Raw genomic sequence first — 24762 nt, 5'->3', positions numbered from 1 at the left:
CACCGATGACTGCGGCGCGCCGATCAGGGCAGCATCGCGCCAATCCCTTCGTTTTTCAGGGATTGGACCAACGGACTATGTGGCCTCGGTTGGCGGGACCGACGGATTTGGATATCCCGAGGATATGAAGCGCCTGCACCCCGCCCTTGTTGTCACCTTCGAGATACTCGCCACGGGTGTCACTCTCGCGCCCTTGGGTGTGGCCGTCGCTTCACTCATTCAAAGCGACCACCGCTGGCCCGATCTGGCGAACCAGTTCACGGCCCCCGCCCTGCTGGCCTGTGTCGCATGGGCGGTTCTGCTGCTGGTGTTGCGTCTGCGGGTGTCGGCGATGTTCGCCAGCGTGACCGCTGCCGCTCTGCTGGTCGCCGTATGGCCACAGTGGTTCCCGAAAACGCCACAACCGGACCCCGCTTCGGAAGTCATCACCGTCTATTCGGCCAATCTCTGGGCCAGAAATACAGACGTCGATGCCATGGCCCGATCCATTGCCGCAGCGGATGCCGACATCATCCTGTTGGTGGAGCTAGGGGATGTCCCTGCCGAGGATCTGGATCGCCTGCTGCCGGATCATCCGTTCCGCAAGGTCTCCATCGTCGGCAATCGCAACGTCGCCCCCGCCCGTGCCATGGTGGCCAGCCGCTGGCCCATCGATCCCTTGCGCGAGAACACCCGCGACCAGCTATTTTCTGCCGAGGCCCGCGTTCGCACCCCGATTGGCCGCGTGGGCGTCATGGCGGCCCACCTGACCCGCCCGTGGCCCTATCGCTATCAGTGGGCGCAGATCAATCAGACCACCGATATGGAGCCGATCCGCAAGCGGTTGGGCGACGATGTCATCATCGCGGGGGACTTCAACACTGTGTCTTCGGGGCGCATTGGCCGACAGATCAAAGACAATATGGACCTGCTACCCGCGCCAGGCTTTCCGGGCACGTGGCCGAGCAAACTGCCGTCGGCCATCGGCATCACGATTGATCAGGTCTGGTACAGCCCCACCTTATCGCTGGTCGAGCGCCGACTGGGCATGCCCAATGGCTCGGACCACCGCCCCGTGATCACCCGTTTCCGCCGCGCCCAATCCGAGCAATAGCCGCCGCCAGCCGCTCTTCATGGCCGCTGGCTGGGAAGTCATCGGCGATCCAGCTTTCCTCGAACGCCTTCAGAATGCGGCCCGTCATTGGGCCGGGCTTGATACCCGCCTTGGCAATGTCCTTGCCGCCGACAGGCAGTTTCGGCACCGCCCAGCCTTGCGCCATGGCCCTGAGCGCCGCCCAGCGCGGATTGGCCGTATCACTGGCCTCGGCCCGCAGGGTGCGGTCAACAAAGGCCTCGCGCCCATCGCGCCAGATCATGCCGCGCGCCTCAACATCGGACATCCCCACATCCAGTTCGACCGCCGAGGCGACCAAGCGATCTCGCTGGGCATTCGAAAGACGTAAAGAGCCCGCCAAGCGATCCAGCACCTTCCCGTCGCAGGGCAAAAGCGCGGCCAAACGCATCAGTGGATCGTTCGTCAGCGTCACCATCGCAGCCAGCGTCTCCGTCCGGCTGTCCGGCAACAGGCGTGACAAGACGCCCGCCTCCTCCATCGCCTTTACACTGGCCACAGGGTCGACCGCCGCCAGCAGTTTGAGCAGTTCCTTGGAAATCCGCTCTGCCGACAGGGTGGTGACACCTTGAGCCAACCGGGCACAGGCAGCATGCCCCGCCGCATCCGGCGCGCCACGCCCATACCATGCGCCAAACCGGTAAAAGCGCAGGATACGCAGATAGTCCTCGCGGATCCGCTGCTCGGGATCACCGACAAAGATGATCCGCCCCGCCAAGGCATCCTCGACGCCGTGTCCGGTCGGGTCGAACACCTCGCCCCGCCCGTTGGCATAAAGGGCGTTCAGGCGGAAATCGCGACGGGCAGCGTCCTCGCGCCAGTCGGTCGTAAAGGCCACGACCGCGCGACGCCCGTCGGTCTCCACATCACGGCGCAAGGTAGTGATTTCAAACGGCTGTCCCTTGGTCACCGCCGTGATCGTGCCATGTTCGATGCCGGTCGGAATGGCGCGGATACCGGCCGCCTTCAGCGCGTCCAGTACCTGTTGCGGTTCCAGTCGGGTGGCGATGTCCACATCGTCAATCGCCGCCCCCAACAGCGCATTACGAACACAGCCGCCAACGAACCGCGCACAGTCCTCGCCGCCCGCAGCTTCCAGCGCGGCGATCACCCGACGCGCGCCCTCGCTTTCCAGCCAAGCCTGTCCGGTGATGCGATACGGCGCGCTCACGCGACCTTGTCCTCGTACAGACGGGTGCACAGACCGCGCAGAATCCCCGCCGTCACGCCCCAGATATAATGCTCGCGATAGGGCATGGCCCAGAACCAGCGGCGCGGTTGGCCCTCGCGGTCGTAATAGTCACGCTGGTGATTGACGGGGTCCATCAGGAAATCCCACGGGGCCTCGAACACCTCTGCGACCTCGGCGGGTGAAGGCGTCAGTTGCGGCTCCGCCTTCAGGAAGCCGATCACCGGCGTCACATAGAAGCCGCTACCTGTCTCATAGCCGTCGCCCAGTCCGATCACCTCGACCAGCGACGGATCAAGTCCCACCTCTTCCCACGCCTCGCGCAGTGCGGCATCGACCGGCGTCTCTCCGGGGTCCAGACGCCCGCCCGGAAACGCGATTTGTCCGGTATGGCTGGCCAGCGAGTCCGAGCGGCGCGTCATCAGCACCATCGGCCCTTCATCCCGATCCATAATGGCCACCAGAACCGCCGCCGGACGCAGCGACCGTTCGGGGCGCGCCATATCGGCATTCATGTCGTAGTCGGAAAACACGGGCGGCGCGGAAATCTCTACTGCCGAGGGAGCCAGCAGCTTGCTGCTCAACCGCGCCCTCAGCGCCGCACATTCAGATGTCGTCAAAGCCCGGCCCCCTTGGGTCCAAGCGCGAACACATCATCCCCCGACCGCACAGCCAACGCGCCGTCGATCTCCTCGGCCCGCTCGACCAGATCATAGAAGACAGCCCGTACCACCCGCGCCCACAGATCACCGCGAACCAGAACGCGCGGCGACGGCTCGCCCGTCACAGGGTCCGTATCCACCACCAAGGGATTGGTTTCCGAGACGAGCACCTCGTCGCCCCTGTCGGTCGTGAACACCAGCTTTCCGTCGCGCCCTTCCAACTGGGTGGCGCGGAACGGTAGGTCCTCGACCTTGATCTTCAGCTTCTCGACCGGCGTGACCAGATGATAGCCGTCAGGGTCCTTGCGGAGGATGGTCGAGAACAGCCGGACCAGTTCGGGCCGCCCGATAGGCGATCCTTCGTGCATCCACACACCATCGGCGCGGATCAGAATGTCGATGTCGCCGCAATGGGCCGGATGCCACAGATGCACGGGCGGCAATCCCCGCCCCGGTGCCTGTTTGGCCGCCTTCGCCACCTCTTCCAGAGGGTTCGAGGACTTGGTCTGTGAGTTCGGCCCGTTTTCCATGGGCTAAATATGGTGGGCTTCCCCGCTGATTTGAAGCCTTTTCAGCAGCCCCTAGTCCAGCGGTACGACAGCCCCGTCCGGCGACACCTCGGTCATCGGCAGCCACATGATGCGACGCGGATCAACGGGCCCCGGGAATACCGCCTTGGGTGCAGGCACAAAGCCAAAGCGCGTAAAATAGGCCGGATCACCAATCAGTAGGATGCCGTCCAGCCCCGCCGCACGCACTTCCTCAATGCAGCGTTGGACCAGCTTGCTGCCCAGTCCGGTGCTGCGAATATCGCTGGCGACCGCGATGGGGCCAAGGAAGGCACCCTTGGCCTCGCCCGACATGACGGTCCACAGACGCACCGAGCCCGTCAGCACATCACCATCATAGACGGTAAAGCCTGACATCATCGCCGAACGCTCGCGCAGACGCTCTGCCGTCTTGGCAAAACGGCCCGGCCCAAAAGCCGCCATCACCAGAGCATCGACGGCCTTGGCATCGGCGGACACTTCCCTTTGGATCAGGTCCGAAGCGCCCTGAGATACGGCGGGCGATGTAAGCGGTGCTGCGTTCATTGCGGCGCACTAGGACCAAGTGACGAAGTAATCAATCGGCAATTGGTCCCTAAGGCGCGGATTCGAGAGGCAATCAGCCGAAATTCGGCGCACGCTTCTGGATGAAGGCGGTAAAGGCCTCGATAGCCTCGGGGCTCTTCATCTGGTCGCCGAAGATGCGGCCTTCCTTGATCATCAGCTCCCACAGGCCAGCGGGGTCGCGCATCAGAGACTTGGTAAAGCGGATGGCATTGGGGGCACGCTGTGCCACCTTCTGCGCCAGTTCGGTCGCCACGGCATCCACCTGATCGGCAGGAACGACGCGGTTGGCCAGACCCCAGTCATAGGCCTGTTGGCCGCTGAACACCTCGCCAAGGGCGAAGACTTCAAAGGCGCGCTGATGGCCGATCACACGGGGCAGCAGCAGGGTCGAAGCCGCCTCCGGCACCAGTGCCAGATTAATGAACGGTGCCGACAGCTGGGCATCCTCGGCCACCACCACCATGTCACAGTGCAGCAGCATGGTCAGGCCCACGCCCACCGCGCGGCCACGCACGGCGGCCAACAACGGCTTGTCCAGATCGGCCAGTGCCTTGAGGAATCGGAACACCTGCGTGTCCACCAGAGTGGTGTCCGATTGGCCCAACTGCATGAAATCGGCGATGTCATTGCCCGCAGAGAAGCTCTCACCGGCCGCGGAAATGACCGCCACGCGAATAGTCTCATCTTCGCGCGCCTTCACCAGAGCCTCGGTCAGGCCCAGATACATGTCCTGGGTGATAGCGTTTTTCTTGTCCGCACGATCCATCACGATGTGGAGCACGCCATTGTCCACGCGGGTCTTAATCAGGTCGGTCATTGATCCCTCTCCACACCGATCCACCATTCGACGCCCTGCTCGTCCGTTTCCCGGACGGCGCGTCCCTGGCCTTCAAGATAGTTTAGATGTGCCAGCGCCTCGGCTGTCGCCATGCCCAGCAATTCCGGCCCGATAGTACGGGCAAACAGGGCACCGAACACATCGATTGAACGGCATTTCTGGCGCAGGCTCTTGCCCAGCCGCTTCAGCCCCACTTCATGCCCGCGCAGCAAGGCGTCCAGACGGGTCGTCACGCCATAAAATGGCTCGCCATGCGACGGCAGTACCAGCAGATCTGATGGCAGACGCTGCTTGAGCGCCTCTAGAGATTCCAGCCAGTCCTTCAACGGATCGGCCATGGGTTCGGTGTCCCAGACCCCGATGTTGGACGAAATCTTCGGCAGAATCTGGTCGCCCGCGATGATGACGCCATCGGATTTGCGCCACAGACAGACGTGCTCGGGGCTGTGTCCCTCGCCGATGACGACGGTCCATTCGTCGTCACCGATGGTCAACACATCGCCCTCGCTCAGGCGCGCATACTGCGGTGGGAGTGGCGAAACCGAACGCGACATCCGCCCAAAGCGGGACTTCCAGCGTTCGATGGCAGCATCATCCCAGCCCTGACGGCGATAGAAGGCTTCGGCTTGCGGCGTCGCACCTTCCATATCCTCGGCGACATGCATACGCGCGCTCAGATATTCCAGCCGCGAAATCATAAAGGTCGCGCCGGTCACTTGTGTCAGCCACCCCGCCAAACCCAGATGATCGGGGTGCATATGGGTGACGATCAGGCGATTGACCGGCAATCCCTGCAGCGATCCCGCCAAGGCGCGTTCCCAATCCGCGCGTGTCGTCGGGGTATCCAGACCGGTGTCCACGATCACCCAGCCGTCGCCATCTCGGATGGCATAGACGTTGATGTGGTCCAGCGCCATCGGCAGGGCGTGACGCAGCCACAGGACGCCCTTGGCGACCTCAACCGCCTCTCCGGCCAAGGGCAGAGTGGGTTGCGGATAGGTCAGCCCCCTCTCCGTCCGCTCCAGCGAATTGGCGGTTCCGTCGGCCAAGTCAGTCTCCAATAAAAACTCTAGTTCTGACTTGTCAGAAAACGTCTGTCGGGTCCAGTGTGCGCGCCATTCAGCCCTTGACCCATCCAGAAGGTACGGCCAAGGCTGGCGTTAATATCACTGAGGCGAGGATTCACCGTGACCCACCGCTCGAAATCGCGCGCGTTCTGCGTGGTTGCCAGCTTGGCACTTCTGACTATCACCCCTGCATCCAGCTTTGCCTATGCTGGCCAAGCGCAAGTCCCGGGCGACCGCGTCCAGTCGGATCAAGACTCCGGTCAGGTGACCCGTGGCCGCGCCAGCAACCGCAATGCGCGTCGCCAGCAGGCACCGGCTGCACCGTCGCCGGAACAAATCCTCGCCGAAGCCAAGGAAGCCGCTGCGACCGCCGGCCTGCCGTGCAACGTCACCAACGCCGAGTTCCGCGGCATCACCAATGCCGACCAGCGCAAGGTCTATGAGCTCGTTTGCGAGAACGACTTTGGCTACATGCTGGTGACGGGCAACGAAACCACTCCGGCCACCAAGCTGAGCTGCATCGAAGTGGCCGCTACCCGCGCCCGCGCTCTGGCTGCCAATCCGGAATCCGATCCCGGTCCGGGCTGCTCGATCGCCGCTAACGACAACTTCCTGTCGGTTCTGGCCAGCTATGGCACCCAAGCCGGTCTGCCGTGCGCCGTGAACGAAGGCAATGTCATCGGCCGCAAGGGCGAGAACCTGGTGTTCGAAGTCGGCTGCGAAGGCGCTCAAGGCTATCGCATCAACCGCACCGACATCGGCTGGGAAGCCGACGACTGCCTGACGCTGGCTTCGACCAACATCACCTGCGCCTACACCACCAAGGACGAGCTGATCGCCACGGTGAAGGGCTGGATGGCCGGTTCGGACGCCGCTTCGTGCGATGTCACCGACACCCGCTACATGGGCCGAAACGCTAACGGCGTCTTCATCGAAGCCGCTTGTAACGGTGCCGATGGCGTCATCTTCCGTATGGACGACGCCAAGGTCGTGCAAATGGTCTATCCGTGCGCCGAAGCGGCCCTGATCGGCGGCGGCTGCGCCCTGACCCCGAGTGCCCCGCGCGGCGAAGGCTAAGCCCCGTTTTACGGATGCGAACAGCGCCGTCGGGGGTAACCCCGGCGGCGTTTTTCTTTTTATCCCTTCCGGACCTGCCCCCTAAGGCCTAATCAAGACCTATGCGTATTGCCACCTGGAACGTGAACTCGGTCAACGCCCGCCTGCCCACCGTGCTGGCGTGGCTTGAATCCGCCCAACCCGACGTCGCCTGTTTTCAGGAGATCAAGTGCGTGGACGAGAAGTTCCCGCGCGAAGCCTTTGAAAGCCTTGGCTACAACGTCGAGACCCACGGCCAGAAAACCTATAATGGCGTGGCCCTGCTGTCGAAATATCCGATCTCGGACGTCGCACGCGGCCTGCCGGGTGACGATAGCGACGAACAGGCCCGCTATATCGAGGCCCTGATCGAAAGCCCGCAACCGATCCGCGTGGCCTCGATCTATCTGCCGAACGGCAATCCGATCGACACCGAGAAGTTTCCGTACAAGCTGAACTGGTTCCAGCGCCTGCACGAGCGCGCCAAGGAACTGCTGACGTTTGAGGAGCCGCTGGCCCTGTGCGGTGACTACAACTGCATCCTCACGCCTGACGATGCCGCCAAGCCCGAGGAATGGGTCAACGACGCCCTGTTCCAGCCGGAAACCCGCGCCGCACTGAAGGGCCTGAAGTGGCTGGGCCTGTCCGACGCCCACGAACTGGGCAAGGAGCCAAAGGGTACCTACACCTTCTGGGACTATCAGGCGGGTGCATGGCAGCGGAACAATGGCATCCGCATCGACTACGCCCTATTGTCTCCGCAAGCCGCAGATCGCTTTCGGGGTATTGAAACCCACCGCGATGCCCGCGATATGGAAAAGCCGAGTGACCACGTACCTGTGGTCGTGGACATCGATCTGGAGGGGTAAGTTATGGGGGAGACGCTCAGGGCCATTTTGCTGGTCGCCCTGATCGCCGCCTTTGCCACGACGGCCTTCCTGTTCCTGTCCTGGTGGATGGAGCCCGAGCGGCGCTTGCGAAGGGCGATGAAAAACGCCCTGACCGGCGTCCCGGACATGCACGCCATTGCCCCCGCAGAGGGCAAGGCCGCAGCACTGGACCTGACCAATGAACAGCTAGCGGTTCTGTGGAACCGTGGCTCCATCGGTCTGGTCTTCGATTTCGCCGAGATCGAAGGGGCCGAGGTCATCGTGGACCGCCATGTCGTTGGCCGTGTCCGCCGCCAGCTCGGCCGTCAGGATCTGGATGTTCTGGTCGAAGATGCCGAAAGCGTCGTGCTTCGCCTGATGTTCCTCGATAACCAGTGCCCCGAGTTCGAGATCAGCCTGTGGCGGGCCACATGGTCCGGCGATCAGGGCGCATCGGGTCATTCCGTGCAAACGGTGTCCGGTCCGCGCCTGACAGGCTCTGCGGGCGAAGGTCTGCGACTGGCCCGACGCTGGCTGGCGCACATCGACGCAGTGCTCAAGGCCTGATCACCCTTCCCGCGGACCGCACGGCCCGCTAGAATCAAACCCAATTCCTCAACTCCTATTTCTACTGGAGCCCAAAGTGGCCCGATTGTTTGACGCCTACATCATCGCCAAGTGGACTGCTGCCGAGGGCAAGAAGTTCGGCGAGCAAACCCTTTGGATCGGTGTGGCTAAGCGCGACGTGCGTTTCCGCCTCTATACCGAGACCCACAACGTCGGCACCCGCGCCGAGGGCGAGGCCCTGCTCGAAAGCCTGCTGGCCGAGCACCGCAAGCGCGGCGACCGCGTGCTGGTGGGCTTTGACTTCGACTTCGGCTTCCCTGCCGGCACCTCGGCCCTGCTGAAGCTCGAAGGCCGTCCGTGGGATGCCATGGGCAAATTCCTGTCGTCCAACGTCGTGGACAAGGCCGACAACACCAACAACCGCTATCAGGTGGCCGCCAAGATGAACCGTCTGATGACGGATCAGCCGTGGCCGTTCTTGGGTGCGCCCGCCAGTCAGGCCCAGCGCTGGCTGACCTCGACCAAGCCGCCCGAAGGCAGCGGCAGCGACATCCCCGAGTACCGCCTGACCGAACAGGCAGCGCGCCAGCTGAAACTGCCGGCGCACAGCGTCTGGCAGATGCACGGTGCCGGTGCCATCGGCGGCCTGACGCTAGTGGGGGTGCCGATGCTGCGTCGCCTGCTGGACAAGCTGGGCACCTCGGCGGCCATCTGGCCGTTCGGCACGGGCTGGCGCGAACTGGGCGAGGACGATGTTGCCCCCCTTTCGGCTCTGGTCGTCGAAGTCTGGCCCGCCATGTTCAAGGCGACCCGTCAGGTCAGCGCCGAAGGCGTCAAGGAGTTCAAGACCCAGGCCGAGGTCCGCGCCGCTGCCGAGGCCATCGCCATCATGGACGACGAGGGCAAGCTGCAAAAATCCTTTGCCCCGCCCGCCAGCGCCACGCCGGAGATGATCGACAAGGTCGAGAACGAGGAAGGCTGGATCCTCGGTATCAACAGCTAAAAAAGGGGGCCAACCGGCCCCCTTTTCCATTTGGACTATTCCGCCCAGTAAGGCGTGCGTTTGTCTAGGAAGGCGCGCACGCCCTCCTGCCCCTGGCGCGAGATGCGGGCGCTGGCGATCCTCTTGGCGGTTTCTTCCATCAGGCGGTTGTCGATGTCGCGGCCAGCCACATCGTGGACCAGACGCTTGGCATCGCCCATGGCCCCCGGCGCATTGGCGATCAGGCCATCGGTCAGCATGGAAATGAACTCGTCGATCTGGTCCTGACCGATAATCAGGTCGATCAGACCCGCATGGGCGGCATAGTCGGCATCAAACACATTGGCCGTCAGGAACAGCTGGCGGGCACGGCGCGCACCGATGGCCTCGACCACATAGGGGGCGATAGTCGCAGGGATCAGACCCAGTTTGACCTCGGAAAAGGCAAAGCGCGCCCCATCGACCGCAATGGCCATGTCGCAGGCCGCGACAATGCCCGCACCGCCGCCCATGGCCGCACCTTCCACCAGCGCCACCGTCAGGGCCGGTACGTCATGCAGCGCCTTGAGCATACGGGCCAGACCCATGGCGTCTTCGCGGTTTTCCGATTCCGACCAATCAGCCGCATCACGCATCCACGCCAGATCTGCACCCGCACAGAAGGTGCCCCCTGCCCCGCGCACGATCACCGCACGCACGCTGTCGGCACCGTGCAGCGTCTCGAACGCCTCGGTCAGTGCGGCAATCACCTCGGCATTGAAGGCGTTCTTCTTTTGCGGACGGTTGATCGTCACGAACACCACGCCCGACGGCAGGCTGTCGATCTGCACCAGATCGCTGTTGGCATCCGGTGCCGCCCCCGCCACCAGCGGCTGGGCGATCCGGTTGATCTGCGCGGCCTCGAAGTCGGTGACATCAAGGGCGTTCAGATCGTCTTCGGACGGTTGCCCCTTGGTCGGCTCGTTGGGTTGGGTCATGAATCAGTTCCGTAAAAAGCTTTTGGCGATGCTAGCGCGTCGGGCAGGCGGGCGTCTCAAGTCTTCGTGCCAAATGGCCCACCAAAGCTAATCCATCAACGCGCTATCAAGTTTCCGGTGAACGGCGGTATTGTGTCGCCAGATATGAACCCCGCCGCCAAAGAATCATAGATACGCCAACGCGATGCACGCCTCTCACCGCGACAATCTGGACGCCGCGCTGGCCCGTATCCTGACCGAGACGCCAGACAGCCGCGTCAGCTGGTTCGCCCTGACCGAAGGCGAGCGGCTGTTCTCGGCGGGTGATCCGGCCGATACCTTCTACATTCTGCAAAGCGGTCGTCTGGGCGTATTCACCCCGCGTGAGGGACAGCAGGCCGAATTCGTCGGCGTGGTCCAGCCGGGCACCCCCGTCGGCGAGATGTCCATGCTGGCCGACACGGCGCACACGGCCAATGTCGTTGCCCTGCGCGACAGCGAGGTCATCGCCCTTCCCCGCGACGCCTTTTATGAAATCAGCCGCGCCCACCCCGACCTGATGGCCGAGGTGGCACGGGTGATGATCCGCCGCACCCGCCAGAAGGGCACGACCGACTTCCCCTCTGTCCACGGCTTCATCTCGGCACGCGAAGCCCCGATCCGGCCCTTTGTGGACTCCATCCTCGCAGCCATCGAGGCCGAGGGCTATCGCGCCAAGATCATCGACCGCGAGGCCATGACACTGGCCTCGGACTGGTTCACCCGCGTCGAGGACACCCACGATTTCGTCCTCTATGTCGCCGAAAGCAGCGATCCCGCCTGGGCCAACCTCTGCGCGCGTCAGGTCGATCGGCTGTTCATCGTGGGTGATCCAGCCGTCGCGCCGCCGCCGCAATCCGGACGGCGCAACGGGGACACCGAACTGGTCCATCAGTTGACCGACCTGATCCTGCTGTCCCCCACTCCGGTGTCCCAGCGGCCAAGGAGCCAGCCTTGGCTGGAGGTCATGAGCCCCGGACGCTGGTTCCATTGTCAGGACGGCTCCGCCCACGATGTCCAGCGCATGGCGCGGATTATTACGGGGGCGTCGGTGGGGTTGGTCCTGTCCGGCGGTGGAGCGCGGGCCTATGCCCACATCGGCGTCCTGCGCGCGCTCAGAAACGCCCATGTACCCATCGATTTTATCGGCGGCTCGTCCATGGGCGCGGTCATTGGCGCAGGCCCCGCGCTGGGCTGGAGCCAAGACGAGCTGGAACACCGCATTCAGGACGCCTTTGTCCGCAAGGACCCGCTGTCGGACATTGCCGTGCCGCTGGTCGCCCTGACACGCGCCAACAAGCTCAATGCCCTGCTGAAGGAGGCCTATGGCAACCTGCGGATCGAGGACATGGCCCTGCCCTTTTTTGCGGTGTCGGCCAATCTGACGTCTGGCAGGATCGAGGTGCATCGCGAGGGCAAGCTGCGGCTGGCACTGCGGGCTTCGGTTGCCATTCCGGGAGTGATCCCGCCCTATGTCCATAACGGGCAGGTTCTGGTGGACGGCGCGGTGCTGCGGAACTTCCCTAGCGACGTCATGCGCCGGTTCAATCGCGGGCCGCTGATCGGCAGCGATGTTTCCCAGACGCGCGGCGTCAATGCCGAACAGCTGGAGAACCCGCCGTCATGGTGGCGCTGGATCATGTCGGGCGCGTGGAAACAGGGGCCGCCCATTGTCTCTGTGCTGATGCGCGCCGCGACCCTGAGCACCAGCGCCGAACTGGCCGAAGCCCGCGCCCAGACAGATGTTCTGATTCTGCCAAAGCCCGAGGGAATCGACATCCGCGAGTGGAAAGCCTTCCATCCGGGAATCGCCGCGGGTGAGGATGCCGCCAAGGCTGCGCTGGCCGCACTGGACAGGCCGGTCGTTGATCTGCGCCGCCCCGCGCCCAAGCCGTTTGTGCCTGCGCCTGCGGAAAACGAGGGGCCTGTTGCTCCCTCGCCCGTCCGCTCGGTGCTGGCGCGCCTCTTGCCCCAGCGCAAACCACAGCGTGCCGATAAGGCCACCAGCTAAAACCAAGGACCAGAACGCAAAAAGGCCGGACATGGCTTTCGCCCGTCCGGCCCCTTTATTCGCGTCACCGCCCGAAAGCGGTGGAATGGTACAGCCTCTCAGGATCGAACTGAGGACCTCCGGCTCCACAAACCGGCGCTCTAACCAGCTGAGCTAAGGCTGCACATCGCTGCGAGGCGCTCTCTCTACCTAGCCTCAGCGTTTGATTCAAGAGCACTTTTCACGAAACACGATCTATTTCGCTGTTCTTTGGCCCAATCAATAGCCGCGCTGGGCGATATAGGCCTCCAGCGCTGCAATGCGGGTAGCATCGGCGGGGTGGGTCGAGATGAATTCCGGACCCGTCGAGCGATTCTGCGCGCTCGCCATGTTGCGCCACAGCGTTAGGGATTCGCTCGCGCGATATCCGGCACCCACCATGTAGTCGAGGCCAAGACGGTCGGCTTCCAACTCGTGACGACGCGAGAACGGCAGAAGGACGCCCAGCTGGGCCCCTACCCCGCCAAAGGCCCCGACAGCCTGTCCATAGTCACCTGCCGCGCTCTGGGCCGCGCCAAGGGCCAACTGGGCCAAGCTGGAGGTGCTGGTACGCTCGGCGGCGTGGCGCGCCACAACGTGCGCAACCTCATGGCCGATGACAGCGGCCAATTGGTCGTCGTTCTGGGCGATACGCAGCAGACCCGTCGTTACGCCCATGTGGCCCGACGGCAGAACGAAGGCGTTCGGCGTCGAATCGTCAAATACCGCATAGGTCCAGCTACGATTCTGGAGCTGCGCGGCCTGAACGACGCGATTGCCGACGCGGGCCACGCGCTCATTCATTGCGCGATCGTTCGAGACTTTCTGGGTGCGTAGTGTCTCCTGCCACGCGGCCTGCGATGCCTGAACCAGCGCGCTGTCGTCCATCAGCACCAACTGGTTACGGCCCAGGCTTTCGTTATAGGCACAGCTCGCCAGCAGCGCCGCCGAAAGGCCAAGAGCACCAAGGGTTAGGGCAGATTTGCGGATGTTCATCGGTAAGCCTGTCATCGAGTCGCGCCTGAATGGCGATGTTTGAGGTGACAACGTACCACTCTCCAACCGGCTCCCGACAGCCTGATAGCGCACAAAGAAAAAGCGCCCCGGCCGAAGCCGGAGCGCTCTAACTTTGCAGTCGTTCGACGCTGGACTTAGTCGCCCAGGTTGAACGGCACACGCACGGTGAACTTGGCGTTCACGGCAGCACCGTCGACAGTACGCGGCGAAAGCTGGCCACGTTGCACGATGCGGACTGCGGCTTGGCCGAAGCCCATGCCCGACGGTTCTTCCGATACCACGCGGCAGCCCTCAGGACGGCCAGACGGGGTAACGGTACACTCGACGGTTGCCGAACCACCCACACCACGGTCAAGAGCCCGTTGCGGGAAGTCACGCTCGGTCGGACGCGGCGGACGAGCCCATTGCGGGTTCGTGATCACCGACGGACGCGGCGGAGGCGGCGGAGCCGGCGGGGCCGGCGGCGGCGGCGGACCTTGGACCACTACCGGAGGACCTTCGTACTCGCGGCGTTCGTCCTTCTTGGTCGGCTCGATGTCGACCGTCACAGGCGGAGCCTGGTCGGTAACTACCGCTTCACGCACCTGAAGCTTCGGCGGCGGAGGAGTATCCGTCGGCGGAGGCGGAGGCGGCGGAGGCGGCGGAGGCGGCGGCGGCGGAGCATCCATCAGCTCCACATCCACAGCTTCATCGACATAGTCGAACGGCTGAACTTCGAACTTCGTCTTGTACAGGTACAGACCTGCCAAGGCGTGAACGATCACAGACGCACTGATACCGACGATGGCACCGGCCGAAAGCTTTTTCTTCTTCCGGGGCGCATCGATAAGGGGGTTTCTTGGCTGATTAGGTTCAGCTGACATGCTTTTGCCTAGCCCCCTTACTGTTCGTTGCCGACGAGCGCGACACTGTAGAAACCGTTGTCCTGCAAGGCGTTCATGACCTGCATGAAGTTGCCATAGCGGGTTTTCTGGTCACCACGGATGAAGATCCGCTCTTCGTCAGGCGAACGCGTACCGATCTGCGCCTTCAGGTCTTCACCCAGAGTCGCAACCGACGTTCTGAAATCGCCAACGAAGACATCGCCATCGTCTTGGATGGAAATGAAGATCGGCTTGGGCGGATTCGGGGCCGGCGGAGCGACGGCACGAGGGAGTTCTACCGGCACCGACACGGTGGCGAGCGGTGCCGCCACCATGAAGATGATGAGTAGAACCAGCATAATATCAACGAAAGGCGTGATATTAATTTCGCTGTTCGCCTCGACGGTATACTTGCCGCCGCCGGAACCGGAGAGTTTGGCGGCCATCCGTCTTATGCTCCCTTGTCGAGCTGACGCGAGATGGTGTTCAGCAGCTCAGCTTGGAAGCCGTCAGCCTGGGTGCCGTAAGCAGCAATCTTCGTCGAGAAGAAGTTGTAGAAGATAACGGCCGGGATAGCGGCGAAGAGGCCGATACCGGTAGCCAGCAGAGCTTCAGCGATACCCGGAGCAACGACGGCCAGGTTGGTGGTGTTCGATTCGGCGATACCGATGAACGAGTTCATGATGCCGTAAACGGTACCGAACAGACCGATGAACGGACCCGACGAACCGACCGAAGCCAGGAACTGTTGGCCACCCGACAGACGGCCGCCGATGGTCGACTGCACAGCAGCGACGGCGGTTTCTGCACGGTGAACGGTCGAACCGCGGTGAGCACCAGCAACGTCAAGGCCAGCTTGACGCGAGGTTTCGATTTCCGAGGTAGCTGCAGCAGCCATGTCGGCCAGCGGGTTACCTTCGAACTCTTCCGAGGTCGAAATGCGACGGATGTCGGCCAGGGTGCGTGCACCGCGGAAGGCTTCCAGGAAGTTGGCGGTAGCCTTCTTCAGCGAACCGAACTCGACCAGTTTGATCAGCAGCAGGGTCCAGGAGAAGATCGAGGCCAGCAGCAGACCAGCCATCACGATCTTAACGACCGGGTGGGCGATCATGAACATGCCGATCGGGGTCAGCTTGCCGTGGCCGCCGCCGGTAGCTTCCTTAACGGAAGCCGGATCTTCTTCAGTTGCGGCAGCATCAGCTGCCGGGGCTTCGGTCGAAGCCGGGGTTGCGGCGGCATCAGCGGCCGGTGCGGCTTCGGCGGCCGGAGCTGCCGGAGCGGCGTCCTGCGCCAGAGCCGGCGAACCTGCCATAAGGACGGCAGCGCCGGCCATGGCCAGGAGGATATTCGTCTTCTTGCTATCGAGCATGTTTCGCCAGTTCCTGCTTTGGTCTGACTCGTGGAACCCAAGAGACGCCCGCGTCAGTCGAACGCCTCTCAAATGAAATCTTAACCACCGCCGGTTTTCTCCCCCGCCGGTTGGCACCGCCCCTTTGCCCATCTTCCTTGCGGAGGATGACGCTGGGTCGTTGGGAAGAACAATAGCTCAGCCCCCCAACCCTGCAAGCACGGAATGCGGTTACAGACCCTTTGGCGAACGGGTTAAGGAGCGTCAAGGCCGGAAAACAGCTTTTGCCACCGTAGCGACTAGTGCCGCAGGGCCCACGCAACTTAATTTTGGAGAATAGGTCTAGGGCGCATGATTTAACGCCCTTCACACATAAAGGTCGATAAATTTGACCCTAGCCGGAATATGACTTTTTTGCGGCAGGATGACGCATGCCGATATGCCCAAGCATACTGACATGAATGTGTGAATAATTGTTTCAGGAGAAAAGAGATGGTGCCCGGAGGCGGATTCGAACCACCGACACGCGGATTTTCAATCCGCTGCTCTACCAACTGAGCTATCCGGGCATCTCTGCTTCGCTGCGGGCGTCTGCGCCGCGGCGAGGTGGTCTCTATAGGGGGACCGGTTCGGGCTGTAAAGAGGCTAATTCACTCAATTCCGCGATCTTTTTCATCAATCTCTTCATCGGGAACAGGAATGGCATAGCCACCCGAGAACCAGCGGTTCAGGTCCACGTCCGCGCAATGGCGCGAGCAGAAGGGTTTGTATTCGGCAACCGTCTCGTTGCGCTTGCAGATGGGGCATTTGGCCATCGGGACTAGGCCTCCCTTACTATGGGCTTGGATATATCGGTTCGGGCCACCAGCCGCGCTCTGGGTCCCAGTTCAGACACCAGCGGCGAAAGCATCGTTTCCATCGCCGCCGGACACACCAGTTCAAACACAGGCACCGATCGGTCGGACAACAGGGCGCGATTCAGTTCACGCAGCGAAGTGAGTCCCGCCGCCCTCCCCTGCGCCAGTCGCTCTTCGACAGGCTGATGGGTCCACGGCATCGAGAATTGCAGCACACCGAAACGACTCAATGGTGCGAACACCACGTCATTGCGATCAGCAAAGGCCGCCTTGGCCATCTTCATTATGGATTCGGCGTGCAGATTAACGCCCACCAGATCGACACAGATGATTCCGCCCCATGCTTTCAAAGAAAGCTGGCGCGCAATCTCGGCCATGCCGACTCGATTCACAGCCTCGCGGGCCTTGCGGGAATCACGACCGGGCAACGGGGCATAGTCGATATCCGCTGCGATCAGAGCCCGCGTGCGCTCCATCGACAGATCCAGTCCATAGGCCGGAACAACCACATGGGACGACAGCGCCTCTTCCTCGGCGGCGAGTGACGCCTCCAGCGCCTCAATGCCAGTCAGAATCGGCTGATCGCCAGCCAAGGCCTTGATGCGCTCAGACACACTAGGCCCGCGCGAGATGAGTCGGACCTCGCCCTGCCCTTCCCCGACATAGCGCAGAGAAGGCCCTTTTGATTCCCGAGGCTCTGCGGTGATCTCGACAGTCACCTTCTCGCCCTCGGCAAAGCGGCGGTTCTTCCCCAGCGAGAGAAAGCCGAACGGCTCGCCTGCGCCCAGATCAACAAAGGCCGCGCCCAAGCCCGGCTCGACGCGAGAAATGCGACCGACGACACGTGCCCCGAGCCTATGCTCGGCCACGTCGGTCGGTCGCTCTATATATAGAGAGTGAAACCGGCCGTTTCGGACCACGATGCCGCGGGTTTCGCCTGGCATGACATCTAGGAAATAGGCCGCATCGCCCACGACGATCAGCTCGCCGCGCGCCAGCCTGCACCGGCCAGAAGGTTGTTGGCCTCGTAAAGCGGAAGCCCCATCACCGCCGGATGGCTGCCGACGATTCTCTGGATAAAGGCCGCTGCACGACCTTGGATGCCATATCCACCTGCCTTGCCGCGCCATTCGCCAGAGGCGACATAGGCGTCGATCTCGGCATCGGACAGGGTTTTGAAGGTGACGCGCGTATCCACAACGCGCCAGGCGGTCTTGCCGTCAGCGATGACCGCAATGCCCGTGAAAACGCGATGGTTGCGACCGGACAGAAGCTTGAGGAAGCGACGGGCCTCGGCCTCGTCAGCGGGCTTCTCAAGCAGGCGACGCCCCACTGCCACCACCGTATCGGCAGCCAGCACCACGGCATCAGGATGACGTTCCGCGACGACAGCCGCCTTGGACGTCGCCAGACGCTGGGCCAGCCGCATCGGCATTTCAGCCTTCAGCGGGGTTTCGTCGATATCGGCGGGGTCAATCTGATCGGGAACGATCCCGATCTGTGCCAGGAGTTCCACCCGGCGAGGACTCGAGGAGGCCAGTACCAGCCTCCGAACCGTGGCGTCAGGACGCGACAAGGCGCGTCCTTACTTGAAGCGATAGGTGATACGACCCTTGGTCAGGTCATACGGGGTCATTTCGACCAGCACCTTGTCGCCAGCCAGCACGCGGATGCGGTTCTTACGCATCTTGCCAGCGGTGTGAGCGATGATCTCGTGGTCGTTTTCAAGCGTCACGCGGAAGGTAGCGTTCGGCAGCAGTTCGCTGACGACGCCCGGGAACTCAAGCAGTTCTTCTTTAGCCATGCGGCCTCTCTCGCCCGTTGAAACAGCATTGGGCCCGCGCCGGGCGTTGACGCGAGCCTTAGATCAGAGGGCGCTCTAATGCACCAAAACTCAGGATTAGTCGAGGTTATCCACGACGATATAGGGCGCAAACCAGCGTAAACAATCGACGCGAGGTTTCCTTGTCCAACTCGACCTTGCCTTCGAGACGGGCTTGCAGAAGCTCGGCCCCCTCGTTGTGCAGGCCGCGACGGCCCATATCGACCGACTCGATCTGGCTGGGCGATGAGCCCTTCAGAGCCTCATAATAGCTCTCGCAGATCAGGCCGTAATCGCGGATCACGGTCTTGAGCGGCGTCAGCGACAGGGCGTGGATGTGGCTATAGTCCGGCCCTTCGATATCGAACACCAAACGGTTGTCCTGCGACGACAGGCGAAGCGTGTACGGCCCGCCCTTCCCGCCTTCGGGCTTGAACACATTGGTTTCAACCAGATCAAAGATCGCCACACGACGCTCGTGCTCGATCTCTGCCGTGGCGGCCGGCAGGCTGGCGTTATCAATGTCGATCCGGATCAAGTCCGCAGTCATTTTCAATGGCCTCAGGCTTCATCTGCTGGATGTTCGGGCGCCAGCCGCGCTGGCCAGCGATCCGAAAGATCAGTCAGAACTGCGTCTAGGCATTCCACATCGACGCGCAGGTCGCCACCCCCGGCGAACATCATTATCACCTGACCCGACGGATTTTCGGTGGGCATGAAGTCCAGAGCCAGCAATTCCAGCGCACTTTCAGGGGCGCGCGGCAGGCGGCGGCTCTTCACGGCCTGAACATCGCCGAACTGCATCGCAGACATCACGCGCGTACCGCCGCATTCCCAGCAGAAGCGCGACAGAACGATCGTCAGGCGGCGTGCCTTGCGTTCCCAGCGGATATCGACCGGACGCAGGATGGCATCCTGAAGCGCGGCGGAAATGATCTGCAGATCGTCGGCATCCTCGGCCAGAAGACGCAGGGGCGCGGTATCGTCCGTCTTTTCAGACTCAGCGACGCCTTCGGCCTCGGTCATTTCTGCGGGGACACCGTCGATCTGGCTGGTCATGACCTAGTGCTCTTGCGCTTCGCCCTTTACCCGCCGGACATCTGCGCCACAGGCACCCAGCTTCTCTTCCATACGTTCAAAGCCGCGATCCAGATGATAGACGCGGCCCACAGTCGTTTCGCCTTCGGCCACCAGACCGGCGATGACCAGCGACATCGAAGCGCGCAGGTCGGTCGCCATGACCGGAGCACCACGCAGCGATTCGACACCGCGCACGCGGGCTTCGCCGTTGGCTACGGTAATATCGGCTCCGAGGCGCATCAGTTCCGGCGCGTGCATGAAGCGGTTCTCGAAAATCTTCTCCTGAATGACGCTTTCGCCCTCGGCCAGCGTCATCAGGGTCATGAACTGGGCCTGCAGATCGGTGGCGAAGCCCGGATAGATTTCCGTCGTGGCGTTCACGGCCTTGAGGCGGAGCGTCGGGTCACGGCGGACGATATAGTCACCATTGGCCTCTTCCACGATCTCGACGCCCGCCTGACGCATCAACTCGGTCAGGGCGACGATCAGATCGCCACGGCCCTTGGTCAGGCGCACTTCGCCGCCCGCCATGGCCGCTGCCACCGCGTAGGACCCCATTTCGATACGGTCCGGAATCACCGACCAGTCCGTGCCCTTCAGCGAGGTCACGCCGGTGATCACCAGCTCGTCGGTATCCAGACCCTCGATCTTGGCACCCATCGAGATCAGGCAACGGGCCAGATCGCCGATTTCAGGCTCGCGGGCCGCACGCTTCAGCACGGTCGTGCCATTGGCCATGACCGCCGCCAGCAGGGCATGCTCGGTCGCGCCGACCGAAACGAACGGGAACTCGATCTCTGCGCCTTGCAGGCCGTTCGGCACCGAGGCGGTGACATAGCCTTCGTCCAGCTCAATCTTCGCGCCCATCGCTTCCAGCGCCATCAGGTGCAGATCGACCGGACGCGCACCGATGGTGCAGCCGCCCGGCAGCGAGACCTTGGCCTCGCCCGTTCGGGCCAGCAGCGGACCCAGCACGTTGAACGAGGCACGCATCTGGCGAACCAGATCATAGGGGGCAAACGTCGACTTGATCTCGCGGGCGTCAAAGACGGTCTGCTGACCATCCGCGCCATCGCTCTCGGTGACCTCGATGCCGAACTCGCGCAGCAGAGCGCCCAGGAAGCGGGTGTCTGCCAGACGCGGCATATTGGTCAGGCGGATCGGCTCCGATGTCAGAATCGAAGCGGCCATCAGCTTGATGGCGGAATTCTTGGCGCCACTAACGGGAATCGAGCCGTTCAGGCGATTGCCGCCGTGGATGACAATGCTGTCCATGGAAACCTTCAGAACCAGTACCACTGCGGTCCGGTGGATCGGCTATCTAGCAAGGCCTTGCGGTCGCATGGAAGCCTGTTTTCAACTCACCTTTGGTGACACCGCAACCTCTAGTGACGATCCTTGGGATCAGGTCTGCCCGCCGCCCCCGGCATTTTGCGGCGACGAAGGTTAGTACGCAGCGCCGCCGCGAGGCGCGCAGCCCGTTCTGCCTTGGCGTCCAAGGGCTTGGCAGGCGCAGGCTTTGCCTTGGCAGGTGCCGTGGCTTTGGTATCCGGCTCGGACGAACCGTTGTTATCATGATCGGAGTTATCCATGAGCGCAGCAGACATCGTGCAAAGATTTTGATCAAGCTTGCATTTTTACTCTTGCGCACTCCGAGAGTCGTTGGCTAAAAGCCGCCTCCTCAGCGACACGCCGCCGTAGCTCAGTGGTAGAGCGCATCCTTGGTAAGGCTGAGGTCGGCAGTTCAATCCTGCCCGGCGGCACCATCCGGCCCTCTGTTTAGCGACAGAGGGCCGGTCCATTTTGGTGTAGTGTCACTGTAGAAAATGTACGTTCGGAATCCGTTCGTCGTCGCCGCCGTAGCTCAGTGGTAGAGCGCATCCTTGGTAAGGCTGAGGTCGGCAGTTCAATCCTGCCCGGCGGCACCATCCCCTCCCCGCTTCTGTTTCAACACAGAAGCGGGAGAGCGGGGATCATCCCCCACATCGCCGACTGTGACGTTCGCGCCTGTTAAGGTTGCGGCGATTTCACGCTTTGGCCGCTTCCCAAACCCCTGCGAACCTCGTTAGCCTTCACCCGAGGGTTTTTAGTTTTCGAGGGGGCTTCCGATGAAGCGCGTTTGGCTCACCACCGTGGCGGCACTGGCCGTCAGCACTGCCGCATGGGCACAGGAGGCCGCGCCCGCCGCCGCTCCTGCCCAAGCTTCTGGCTCGGCAGAATCGACCGAAACCGCCAAATGGGACGTCCAGAACCCGCCCGGACCGTCCAAGAGCGTCAACATCGACGTCACCTCGGGTACTTGGATGTCGGTGGACGTCAGCCCTGACGGTCAGGAGATCGTCTTTGACCTGCTGGGCGACATCTATGTGATGCCGATCACCGGCGGCGAGGCCCGCCCGATTCTGTCGGGCGTCGCATGGGAGATGCAGCCGAAATATTCGCCCGATGGCCGCTATATCGCCTTCACCTCGGACCGTGGTGGTGGTGACAACATCTGGGTCGTGAACCGCGACGGCTCCAATCCGCGTCAGGTCACCGACGAATCGTTCCGCTTGGTCACCCAGCCGGAATGGACGCCGGACAGCCAGTTCATCGTCGGCCGCAAACACTTCACCTCGGGCCGCTCGCTGGGCGCGGGCGAAATGTGGATGTGGCACCGCAACGGCGGCGGCGGCCTGCAACTGACCGAGCGCCGCACGCAGGAGAAGGACACGGGCGAACCCGCCTTCTCGCCCGATGGCCGCTATCTGTATTTCAGCGATGACGCCACGCCGGGCGGCACCTTCGAATATTCCAAAGACCCGAACGGCCAGATCTACGTCATCCGCCGCCTCGACCGCGAAACGGGCGAGATCACGCCCTTCGTCACGGGGCCGGGTGGCTCGATCCGCCCCACCCCGTCGCCGGACGGCAAGACCCTCGCCTTCGTGCGCCGCGACCGATACCAGTCGGTCCTGTACCTGAAGGATCTCGAATCGGGCCGCGAGACGCCCCTGTACAACGCGCTCGACCGCGACATGCAGGAAACCTGGGCGATCCACGGCGTCTATCCGACCTTCAGCTGGACTCCGGATAACAAGCACCTGATCGTCTGGGCGGGCGGCAAGATCCAGAAGATCGACGCAAAGTCCGGTCAGGCGACCGAAATCCCCTTCCGCGTGCGTGACACCCGCACGGTTCAAGATGCCGTCCGCTTCAACGTCGAGGTCGCGCCTGACCATTTCGACGTGAAGATGATCCGCAACGCCGAAACCTCGCCCGATGGCAGCAAGGTGGTGTTCGAGGCTCTGGGCCACATCTACGTTCGCGACATCCGTTCCGACGGCAGCGTCAGCCAGCCGCGCCGCCTGACCCGCCAGAGCGACCATTTCGAACTGTTCCCGTCGTGGTCGCGCGATGGCCGCTCGATCGTCTATGCGACGTGGAACGACCAGTCGCTCGGCTCGGTGCGTGTGATTCCCGCCTCGGGCGGTGAAGGCCGCACCGTCACCAAGACCCCCGGCCACTATTTCGATCCGGTGTTCAGCCCCGATGGCCAGACCGTCATCTATCGCGCCGGTGAAGGCGGCTATCTGACCACGCCTCTGTGGAGCATGAACCCCGGCATCTACCGCGTCTCCGCACGCGGTGGTGAACCGACCCTGATCACCGAGACGGGTCGCAATCCGCATTTCGCGGCCGATGGCGACCGCCTGTTCCTGACCACCCGCAAGGACGGCAAGAACGCCCTGATTTCGGTCGATCTCAGCGGCAATGACGAGCGTACCCACCTGCTGTCGGAGAACGCCTCCAACTTTGTCGTATCGCCGAACGGCCAGTGGGTGGCGTGGACCGAGCGATTCCACGCCTATGTTGCGCCCTTCGCGCATACGGGCCGCCCGGTCACCCTGTCCGCTGACGGCAAGGCGATTCCGCAGACCCGCATGACCCGCGACGCAGGCGAATGGCTGCACTGGTCCGCGGATTCGACCGAACTGAAATGGTCCAGCGGCCCGCAGCTGTTCAGCCGCAAGCTGACCGACAGCTTTACCTTCGTGGACGGCGCTGGCGAAACGGTCGCGGCTGTTCCCGAACGCGGTATCGAACTGGGCTTCACCGCGCCCTACGCTCGCCCGAATGGCATCAAGGTGCTGTCCGGTGCGCGTATCATCACCGCCAAGGGCGACGAGGTGATCGAGGACGGCGTCATCGTCATCGACGGCAACCGCATTCAGGCCGTCGGCCCGCGCGGTTCGGTCGCCATCCCCGCTGGTGCACAGGTCACCGACATGACCGGCAAGACCATCATGCCGGGCATCGTCGATACCCACTGGCACGGCTCGTTCGGCGCGGATGACATCATCCCGCAACAGAGCTGGATCAACTACGCCTCGCTCGCCTTCGGCGTGACCACCGTGCACGACCCGTCAAACAGCAACAGCGAGGTCTTTGCCCACAGCGAGCTGGCCAAGGCCGGTATGGTCACCGCCCCGCGCATCTTCTCGACCGGCATCATCCTGTACGGGGCCAGCACCCCGTTTACCGCCACGGTGAACAACCTCGATGACGCCAAGTCGGCCCTGCGTCGCCAGCAGGCGGTCGGTGCCTTCTCGGTCAAGAGCTATAACCAGCCCCGCCGCGAGCAGCGCCAGCAGATCATCGAGGCCGCCCGCGAACTGGGCATGATGGTGGTGCCGGAAGGCGGCAGCCTCTATCAGCACAACATGTCGATGATCGCCGACGGCCACACCACGGTCGAACACTCGATCCCCGTGGCCCGTATGTACGACGACGTGCTGCAGTTCTGGTCGCAGTCCTCGACGGCCTACAACCCGACGCTGATCGTGGCCTATGGTGGTTCGTGGGGTGAGAACCACTTCTACGACACCACCAATGTCTGGGCCGACCCGATCCTCAGCCAGTATGTGCCGCGCCGTATGCTGGACGCCGTCTCGCGCCGTCCGCGACGCATCCTTGAGGAAGAGCTGAACCACATCAACGTCTCGCGCGAGGCGAACCGCCTCAACCAGCTGGGCGTGACGGTCCAGATCGGTGCCCATGGCCAGCGTGAGGGCCTCGGCTCGCATTGGGAAATGTGGATGTTGAACCAGGGCGGCATGGAGCCGGTGAAGGTGATTCAGGCCGCCACCATCAACGGTGCCGCGGCAATGGCACTGAGCACCGACTATGGAAGCATAGCCCCAGGCAAGGTGGCAAACTTCTTCATCACCAAGCCAATATCGAGCATCGACTTCATCCCCTATGCCTACACCACTC

Annotated in this window: 26 protein-coding genes and 4 tRNA genes; 9 read left to right on the top strand and 21 right to left on the bottom strand. The window is 62.9% G+C overall.

What is annotated here, in order from left to right:
• Positions 1-124 precede the first annotated feature (124 nt).
• Positions 125-1093: an endonuclease/exonuclease/phosphatase family protein gene (locus Q0Y42_RS09290; RefSeq protein ID WP_297802821.1), complete on the top strand. Its 969-nt coding sequence runs from the start codon at positions 125-127 to the stop codon at positions 1091-1093.
• Here Q0Y42_RS09290 and Q0Y42_RS09285 read toward each other — a convergent pair.
• The 6 genes from Q0Y42_RS09285 to Q0Y42_RS09260 form a co-directional block, all read right to left on the bottom strand.
• Positions 1059-2282 (bottom strand): CCA tRNA nucleotidyltransferase, encoded by a 1224-nt coding sequence (locus Q0Y42_RS09285; protein WP_297802818.1) that lies wholly within the window; start codon positions 2280-2282, stop codon positions 1059-1061. The genes Q0Y42_RS09290 and Q0Y42_RS09285 overlap by 35 nt on opposite strands.
• Positions 2279-2920 (bottom strand): CoA pyrophosphatase, encoded by a 642-nt coding sequence (locus Q0Y42_RS09280; protein WP_297802815.1) that lies wholly within the window; start codon positions 2918-2920, stop codon positions 2279-2281. Before Q0Y42_RS09280 ends, Q0Y42_RS09285 begins: the two co-directional genes overlap by 4 nt.
• Entirely contained in the window at positions 2917-3492 is a 576-nt protein-coding gene (locus Q0Y42_RS09275; protein WP_297802812.1) for a DUF1285 domain-containing protein, read from the bottom strand. Before Q0Y42_RS09275 ends, Q0Y42_RS09280 begins: the two co-directional genes overlap by 4 nt.
• Positions 3493-3543: 51 nt before the next feature.
• Entirely contained in the window at positions 3544-4056 is a 513-nt protein-coding gene (locus Q0Y42_RS09270; protein WP_297802809.1) for an N-acetyltransferase, read from the bottom strand.
• 73 nt (positions 4057-4129) lie between these two features.
• Positions 4130-4894 carry an enoyl-CoA hydratase gene (locus Q0Y42_RS09265; RefSeq protein WP_297802806.1) on the bottom strand — a complete coding sequence of 255 codons (765 nt, stop codon included), beginning with the start codon at positions 4892-4894 and terminating at the stop codon, positions 4130-4132.
• Entirely contained in the window at positions 4891-5964 is a 1074-nt protein-coding gene (locus tag Q0Y42_RS09260) for an MBL fold metallo-hydrolase (RefSeq protein WP_297802803.1), read from the bottom strand. Before Q0Y42_RS09260 ends, Q0Y42_RS09265 begins: the two co-directional genes overlap by 4 nt.
• 183 nt (positions 5965-6147) lie before the next feature.
• Between Q0Y42_RS09260 and Q0Y42_RS09255 the strand changes: the two genes are divergently transcribed.
• The 4 genes from Q0Y42_RS09255 (at position 6148) to Q0Y42_RS09240 (ending at position 9516) form a co-directional block, all read left to right on the top strand.
• Positions 6148-7059 carry a hypothetical protein gene (locus Q0Y42_RS09255; protein ID WP_297802800.1) on the top strand — a complete coding sequence of 304 codons (912 nt, stop codon included), beginning with the start codon at positions 6148-6150 and terminating at the stop codon, positions 7057-7059.
• A gap of 101 nt (positions 7060-7160) precedes the next feature.
• The gene (gene xth, locus Q0Y42_RS09250) at positions 7161-7946 is read left to right on the top strand and encodes an exodeoxyribonuclease III (protein WP_297802797.1); all 786 of its coding nucleotides are present in this window, start codon (positions 7161-7163) and stop codon (positions 7944-7946) included.
• Positions 7947-7949: 3 nt separating this feature from the next.
• The gene (locus Q0Y42_RS09245; protein ID WP_297802794.1) at positions 7950-8513 is read left to right on the top strand and encodes a hypothetical protein; all 564 of its coding nucleotides are present in this window, start codon (positions 7950-7952) and stop codon (positions 8511-8513) included.
• Positions 8514-8589: 76 nt separating this feature from the next.
• Positions 8590-9516, top strand: coding sequence for a cobalamin biosynthesis protein CbiG (locus Q0Y42_RS09240; RefSeq protein ID WP_297802791.1), 927 nt, complete (start codon positions 8590-8592; stop codon positions 9514-9516).
• A gap of 35 nt (positions 9517-9551) precedes the next feature.
• On the opposite strand, the gene Q0Y42_RS09235 is transcribed toward Q0Y42_RS09240, so the two are convergent.
• Positions 9552-10472 carry an enoyl-CoA hydratase-related protein gene (locus Q0Y42_RS09235; protein WP_297802788.1) on the bottom strand — a complete coding sequence of 307 codons (921 nt, stop codon included), beginning with the start codon at positions 10470-10472 and terminating at the stop codon, positions 9552-9554.
• Positions 10473-10656: 184 nt separating this feature from the next.
• On the opposite strand from Q0Y42_RS09235, the gene Q0Y42_RS09230 reads away from it, so the two are divergent.
• Positions 10657-12501: a patatin-like phospholipase family protein gene (locus tag Q0Y42_RS09230; protein ID WP_297802784.1), complete on the top strand. Its 1845-nt coding sequence runs from the start codon at positions 10657-10659 to the stop codon at positions 12499-12501.
• An 86-nt stretch (positions 12502-12587) separates the two neighbouring features.
• Here the strand turns inward: Q0Y42_RS09230 and Q0Y42_RS09225 are convergent.
• The 14 genes from Q0Y42_RS09225 to Q0Y42_RS09160 all read right to left on the bottom strand — a co-directional run bounded on the left by Q0Y42_RS09225 (position 12588) and on the right by Q0Y42_RS09160 (position 21113).
• A tRNA-His gene (locus Q0Y42_RS09225) sits at positions 12588-12664 on the bottom strand.
• Between the two features lie 95 nt (positions 12665-12759).
• Positions 12760-13530 (bottom strand): M48 family metallopeptidase, encoded by a 771-nt coding sequence (locus tag Q0Y42_RS09220; protein WP_297802781.1) that lies wholly within the window; start codon positions 13528-13530, stop codon positions 12760-12762.
• Between the two features lie 140 nt (positions 13531-13670).
• Positions 13671-14399 carry an energy transducer TonB gene (locus Q0Y42_RS09215; protein WP_297802778.1) on the bottom strand — a complete coding sequence of 243 codons (729 nt, stop codon included), beginning with the start codon at positions 14397-14399 and terminating at the stop codon, positions 13671-13673.
• Between the two features lie 17 nt (positions 14400-14416).
• Positions 14417-14845: a biopolymer transporter ExbD gene (locus Q0Y42_RS09210; protein ID WP_297802775.1), complete on the bottom strand. Its 429-nt coding sequence runs from the start codon at positions 14843-14845 to the stop codon at positions 14417-14419.
• Positions 14846-14850: 5 nt separating this feature from the next.
• Positions 14851-15768: a MotA/TolQ/ExbB proton channel family protein gene (locus Q0Y42_RS09205; RefSeq protein WP_297802772.1), complete on the bottom strand. Its 918-nt coding sequence runs from the start codon at positions 15766-15768 to the stop codon at positions 14851-14853.
• Positions 15769-16240: 472 nt separating this feature from the next.
• Positions 16241-16316, bottom strand: a tRNA-Phe gene (locus tag Q0Y42_RS09200).
• Positions 16317-16397: 81 nt separating this feature from the next.
• Complete coding sequence (gene yacG, locus Q0Y42_RS09195; protein ID WP_297802769.1) at positions 16398-16562, bottom strand: DNA gyrase inhibitor YacG; 165 nt, start codon at positions 16560-16562, stop codon at positions 16398-16400.
• 5 nt (positions 16563-16567) lie between these two features.
• Positions 16568-17413 (bottom strand): ribonuclease E/G, encoded by an 846-nt coding sequence (locus tag Q0Y42_RS09190; protein ID WP_297802766.1) that lies wholly within the window; start codon positions 17411-17413, stop codon positions 16568-16570.
• Positions 17414-17583: 170 nt separating this feature from the next.
• Entirely contained in the window at positions 17584-18180 is a 597-nt protein-coding gene (locus Q0Y42_RS09185) for a nucleoside triphosphate pyrophosphatase (protein ID WP_297802763.1), read from the bottom strand.
• Positions 18181-18189: 9 nt separating this feature from the next.
• Positions 18190-18408 (bottom strand): translation initiation factor IF-1, encoded by a 219-nt coding sequence (gene infA / locus Q0Y42_RS09180; RefSeq protein WP_003164348.1) that lies wholly within the window; start codon positions 18406-18408, stop codon positions 18190-18192.
• Positions 18409-18514: 106 nt separating this feature from the next.
• Positions 18515-18976, bottom strand: a complete 462-nt coding sequence (locus tag Q0Y42_RS09175) for a UPF0262 family protein (protein ID WP_297802754.1) — start codon at positions 18974-18976, stop codon at positions 18515-18517.
• Positions 18977-18987: 11 nt separating this feature from the next.
• Complete coding sequence (locus Q0Y42_RS09170) at positions 18988-19485, bottom strand: DUF2948 family protein (protein WP_297802751.1); 498 nt, start codon at positions 19483-19485, stop codon at positions 18988-18990.
• A gap of 3 nt (positions 19486-19488) precedes the next feature.
• Positions 19489-20781, bottom strand: a complete 1293-nt coding sequence (gene murA, locus Q0Y42_RS09165) for a UDP-N-acetylglucosamine 1-carboxyvinyltransferase (protein ID WP_297802748.1) — start codon at positions 20779-20781, stop codon at positions 19489-19491.
• Between the two features lie 110 nt (positions 20782-20891).
• Complete coding sequence (locus tag Q0Y42_RS09160; protein ID WP_297802744.1) at positions 20892-21113, bottom strand: hypothetical protein; 222 nt, start codon at positions 21111-21113, stop codon at positions 20892-20894.
• Between the two features lie 84 nt (positions 21114-21197).
• On the opposite strand from Q0Y42_RS09160, the gene Q0Y42_RS09155 reads away from it, so the two are divergent.
• The 3 genes from Q0Y42_RS09155 to Q0Y42_RS09145 form a co-directional block, all read left to right on the top strand.
• Positions 21198-21272: transfer RNA gene (locus tag Q0Y42_RS09155), tRNA-Thr, on the top strand.
• A gap of 87 nt (positions 21273-21359) precedes the next feature.
• Positions 21360-21434, top strand: a tRNA-Thr gene (locus Q0Y42_RS09150).
• Between the two features lie 180 nt (positions 21435-21614).
• Positions 21615-24762, top strand: a 3148-nt coding sequence (locus Q0Y42_RS09145; protein WP_297802741.1) for an amidohydrolase family protein, incomplete at its 3' end; no start/stop codon positions are given.

Source organism: uncultured Brevundimonas sp., assembly GCF_947305955.1.
Classification (GTDB): Bacteria; Pseudomonadota; Alphaproteobacteria; order Caulobacterales; family Caulobacteraceae; genus Brevundimonas.
This window is presented reverse-complemented; position numbering and strand designations above follow the sequence as displayed.

Bases quoted from the DNA above. Each gene is read 5' to 3' on its own strand.
- murA (WP_297802748.1), bottom strand. From the start codon at position 20,781: ATGGACAGCATTGTCATCCACGGCGGCAATCGCCTGAACGGCTCGATT.
- Q0Y42_RS09265 (WP_297802806.1), bottom strand. From the start codon at position 4,894: ATGACCGACCTGATTAAGACCCGCGTGGACAATGGCGTGCTCCACATC.
- Q0Y42_RS09235 (WP_297802788.1), bottom strand. From the start codon at position 10,472: ATGACCCAACCCAACGAGCCGACCAAGGGGCAACCGTCCGAAGACGAT.
- Q0Y42_RS09290 (WP_297802821.1), top strand. From the start codon at position 125: ATGAAGCGCCTGCACCCCGCCCTTGTTGTCACCTTCGAGATACTCGCC.
- Q0Y42_RS09220 (WP_297802781.1), bottom strand. From the start codon at position 13,530: ATGACAGGCTTACCGATGAACATCCGCAAATCTGCCCTAACCCTTGGT.
- Q0Y42_RS09210 (WP_297802775.1), bottom strand. From the start codon at position 14,845: ATGGCCGCCAAACTCTCCGGTTCCGGCGGCGGCAAGTATACCGTCGAG.
- infA (WP_003164348.1), bottom strand. From the start codon at position 18,408: ATGGCTAAAGAAGAACTGCTTGAGTTCCCGGGCGTCGTCAGCGAACTG.
- Q0Y42_RS09275 (WP_297802812.1), bottom strand. From the start codon at position 3,492: ATGGAAAACGGGCCGAACTCACAGACCAAGTCCTCGAACCCTCTGGAA.
- Q0Y42_RS09205 (WP_297802772.1), bottom strand. From the start codon at position 15,768: ATGCTCGATAGCAAGAAGACGAATATCCTCCTGGCCATGGCCGGCGCT.
- Q0Y42_RS09230 (WP_297802784.1), top strand. From the start codon at position 10,657: ATGCACGCCTCTCACCGCGACAATCTGGACGCCGCGCTGGCCCGTATC.
- Q0Y42_RS09215 (WP_297802778.1), bottom strand. From the start codon at position 14,399: ATGTCAGCTGAACCTAATCAGCCAAGAAACCCCCTTATCGATGCGCCC.
- Q0Y42_RS09175 (WP_297802754.1), bottom strand. From the start codon at position 18,976: ATGACTGCGGACTTGATCCGGATCGACATTGATAACGCCAGCCTGCCG.
- xth (WP_297802797.1), top strand. From the start codon at position 7,161: ATGCGTATTGCCACCTGGAACGTGAACTCGGTCAACGCCCGCCTGCCC.
- Q0Y42_RS09245 (WP_297802794.1), top strand. From the start codon at position 7,950: ATGGGGGAGACGCTCAGGGCCATTTTGCTGGTCGCCCTGATCGCCGCC.
- yacG (WP_297802769.1), bottom strand. From the start codon at position 16,562: ATGGCCAAATGCCCCATCTGCAAGCGCAACGAGACGGTTGCCGAATAC.
- Q0Y42_RS09270 (WP_297802809.1), bottom strand. From the start codon at position 4,056: ATGAACGCAGCACCGCTTACATCGCCCGCCGTATCTCAGGGCGCTTCG.
- Q0Y42_RS09170 (WP_297802751.1), bottom strand. From the start codon at position 19,485: ATGACCAGCCAGATCGACGGTGTCCCCGCAGAAATGACCGAGGCCGAA.
- Q0Y42_RS09160 (WP_297802744.1), bottom strand. From the start codon at position 21,113: ATGTCTGCTGCGCTCATGGATAACTCCGATCATGATAACAACGGTTCG.